Here is a 4257-nt window from a genome sequence, read left to right on the forward strand (position 1 = left end):
GATGCTGATAATTTTACCGTTGATATGAAAAATCCTTCTCAATGGTTGATCCGTGTTGGTGGACGTTTGACAAAAACTATTTCCACTGAAAACAATCGTCCAATGTCTTTCTATGGAAAAGTAAACTTGATCAAAACTTTTGGTGATAATGGTACCATCCAGATTGGCAGAGATTTTGACCTTGATCCTATGGGACCTGCAGTTGAAGGCGGCGTTGGCATCAATGCGCAACTGTCTCACAATTTCTCCCTTCATGGTGATGTCAGCTATCAACAGAAACTTCAAAAAACTGGTATATCTGGAGCAAATTTCTCAGGCGGCATACGCTATCAGTTTTAACACAAAGCTGTAAAAGCAAGCCTATTCATTCTATTCAATTTAACAAAAAGGCAGCACGATATGCTGCCTTTTTTATTCTTGACACCCTTTCATAAAAAGATCGCTCGAATAGCTTTTGTTCTTTATTCTCCCAAGATCATCTCCATAAAGATTTATTGATTGACAAGGCTAGGTATTGTTTTTTATGCATACCAGATTGAAGTAGTTGCTCGTACACAGGCAAAAAAGCGCTTTCGTTATAATCCTGAAAAGACAGCTGTGGAAGGTCTTGCCAATTTGCTGGAATTGGGGAGCGTGAAATGCGTGTAGCAGTCTTTGCGCAAAAGAATGAAAATATGCACTAAAGCGGGTGGTTATGCTTAAGGGTGAGAATAAATTCAGTGATTTTGAGAAATCTGCCCCTTACGCTGTCTTAGATATTGAATGGCATTTATCTCTCATAAACAAAAATGTCGCAAAGCGCTTCATCTCCAAGTGAAAGTAAAACTTTCAGAAAAAACACCTTATATGTATTTATTGATAAATCATATATGTTTATTGATAAATCGCGCTTGCTTCATAAAATCCCCTTCCCCTTTTTCTCAAAGCAAAAAGAAAATGTAAAGTTTTACTGTCGTAAGTAGATAAAAAGCACAAGCTACTATTATTTTCCTCTTTACACAGGAAACATACTGCAAAATATTTCTTTACGCAAATAATTTAATTAAATACACCCAAAAAACAAAGACATCAACCACTTTATCAAAATACTCAAGAAGAAACTAAGATTTATAAAAGCATCAATCAGTACTCTTTAGCATATTTATAAAACACATTACATCCAATATAAAACACCTCAGATCTAAAATTAAGTAAACTTTTTTAATTTTTGCTGACGGCTGTTCCCAACGATGCTGTCCCCCCTTTATTCTCCTTAATGCATCAAAATATATGACAGTACTGTGATAACATTAAAAAGTACAAAAAAACAACGATCATTTGCTTATAATATTGTATTTAAATATCATTTTAATATTTTTAATTATATATTTAATACGTAATAACTAAAACTATAAATATAATATGACTTAAATGTAAATATATACATTAATTATTATGTTTTTTAATTTGACTATAAGTAAATTATAAAACTATAAGTAAATTATAAAATAGTGAGCAAGAAGAATATTTTTATAGACCATTATTTATTTTCTTATATTGTTTGTTCTTCTTATAACAAGTGGAGATATGGCAAACAGAAAAAATATTTGTAGCTTAGTTTTAAGTGAGGAGAACATAAATGTCTAAAAAATCTCTTTTATCGCATACAGCAACTGCAGCAATTCTATTATTTGGGACCTACCACAACACACAAGCGGAAGAACTTAAAGAACTTAAAGTTTCTGATGGAAAAAAAATGGAAGTCTCTAAAGAAAGCTACGATAATATTTGGGCAGAAACAGGTGGAAAAATCATCGGCAAGAATTTAAAGCTGGGGAGTACCTCTCCAACACCACCATCTGTTACAACCGTTGTCACCGTTAAAGGATCCGATAGTTTGATTGAATTATCGGACAATACCATCATTGGTGCTCCACTTGGAACTAAATCTTCCTATGAATACGGCGTTAATATATCGGACAACGCTACATTCAAAATGACAGGAGGTTCTATCAATGTTGATAAAACCGCTATTCAGCTAAATGCTGGTAACGGAAATATGGAAAATGTCACAATAACAAGTGAAAACAGTGACCCCTATAACGCAATAAAAGCTGAAAAAAAAAGTAAACTCACTTTGAAAAATATAACTGTTAAAAAAGCAAAAAACAGCATCTTTGCAGATAACCAAACTCAAGTAACAGTTATCGATGGATCTTTGGAGGCAAACGAAACAGCAATCAATGTTCGAAACGGTAGTATCATTACTTTAAACAATAAGGCAAAAATCACATCACTTAACGGTGATGGGCTCAATGCCATTGGTGAGCAATCAAAAATTTTTATGACAGAGGGAACTGTTACCGGTAGCAATAGTGTATTATATACAAAAGCTGGTGGATATATTAATGTTAAAGATGTTGTGCTCACAGCAAATGGTAAAGGAACAAAATTCGGTGCATTTGCAAGAGGTTCCAGCACTATTGAATTGAATGGTAACACAACAATTAAAAATGCTTCGATCGGTGTTAAAGCCGAAAGTGATAATGCGACAATCAAGATGACCGGAGGATCGATTGAGGTCACAGGAGACAAAGCAGTAGGTGCATCATTTCTTAACACCACCAGCAAAGAAAACACGCTGAAAGATGTAAAAATATCAAGCGGAAATGATGACTTTCTTATGGATAAAGGAATAAGTGCTGACAAAGGAAGTATTGTCACTTTAAATAATGTAACCGTCACGAAAGCAAAAAACAGCATCTTAGCAGATAACAAATCTCAAATAACAATCACCGGCGGATCTTTTGAGGCAAAAGGAGAAGCAATAATTGCTCAAAACGGCAGTAGCATTACTTTAAACAATGGTGCGAAAATCATTTCATCTGAGCATAATGCGCTGAGTGCCATTGGTGAGCAATCAAAAATTTTCATGACAGGAGGAACTGTTACTGGGAGTAATAATTCATTATATGCAACTTTGGGTGGATATATTAATGTTAAAGATGTTGCACTCACAGAAAATGGCGAAAGTTCAGTTACAGGCGCATCAGCTGAGGGCCCAAACAGCGTCATTGAATTAAAAGGAAAAACAACGATTACGAAGACTCTCTTTGGTCTTTATGTAACGGATGGAGGCAAAATCACAAGTGAAGAATTAACGATAAAAGGGAAGAAAACAAATATTGAGGGAATCGAACTGCCCAGCATGGGTGTAAATGCTGCTGCAAATAGCGTCATTGAATTAAACGGAAAAACAACGATTGAAAAAGTTGATTTTGGACTTGTCGCATCCAATAGCACGATTAAGATGGTCAATGGCGCTGAAAACAAAATAGATGCAACAATAATTGCACTAAAGATAAACAGAAATGGACATATTGATCTCGCAAATACTTCTGCAACAGCAGGGGTTGCTGGGGTGAATTTTGCAGATTTGTCTAAAAATAAGTTAAATGGCCTAAGTAATAGTAATCCACAAGATTGGCAAAACAGTGAAGTTAATTTGACCAATACAGATCTGATCGTTGAAAATGGTATTGGAATAAATACCGATGAATCAATGGGGAAAATTAATCTCAAAAATTCAAAAATCCTTGCAGATACGTTATTCAAAAACATAAAGCAGAAGACAAAACCTGTTGAAATGTTTACTTTAACCGCAGACCATTCTGTCTTACAAGGCGGTGTAAGAAATGACGAAAATGGGCAAACACGCTTTGATCTGAAAAACGACACAAAATGGACGTTGAAGATCAGTAACAATGAAAAAGATGCTGATGGAAAACTACTTGATATTGCTCAAAGATCTCGTTCCGATATTTCTACGCTTAATCTCGATAACAGCTCCATTATGTTTAGCAAGCCAACAGAAAAACAGCATTACCAAACTTTGTATATAGGTTCTGGTAAACCAGACACGCAAGCCGTCTACAATGCCTCTGGTGACGCAAAAATTTACTTCAACGCACAATGGAGTGATGGAGCACCCATCGCCGATCAAAAAACCGATAGGCTTTTGATCCATGGGGATGTCTCTGGCAACACATCAGTTTATGTTTCAGGACGCGTAGAAAAGAACAGTAGTCAAGCAAATACCTCTGCTGCTCCTAATGTCCGGGGTCTTTCACTTATTCAAGTTTCTGGAAAAGCAGAAGAAAACTCTTTCAAACTGGTAAATGGCTATACCACAAGAGGTGGTTTACCAGATATGTATACACTACGTGCCTATGGACCAGACTCAAGCCAAGGCAACGCCGATATTGCACAAAACCTCTT

The 4257-nt window shown here is 35.6% G+C and carries 3 protein-coding genes; all 3 read left to right on the top strand.

Translation table 11 applies throughout. The annotated features are described in order from the left end of the window. Positions 1-339 (top strand): autotransporter outer membrane beta-barrel domain-containing protein (locus tag ACFIJL_RS08620; protein WP_375624246.1); only part of this gene is annotated, 339 nt, incomplete at its 5' end. Positions 340-498: 159 nt separating this feature from the next. After that, entirely contained in the window at positions 499-648 is a 150-nt protein-coding gene (locus ACFIJL_RS08625; RefSeq protein WP_375624248.1) for a hypothetical protein, read from the top strand. 970 nt (positions 649-1618) lie between these two features. After that, positions 1619-4257, top strand: a 2639-nt coding sequence (locus ACFIJL_RS08630) for an autotransporter outer membrane beta-barrel domain-containing protein (protein ID WP_375624250.1), incomplete at its 3' end; no start/stop codon positions are given.

The organism is Bartonella sp. TT119HLJHH, from assembly GCF_042193385.1.
Taxonomy (GTDB): domain Bacteria; phylum Pseudomonadota; class Alphaproteobacteria; order Rhizobiales; family Rhizobiaceae; genus Bartonella.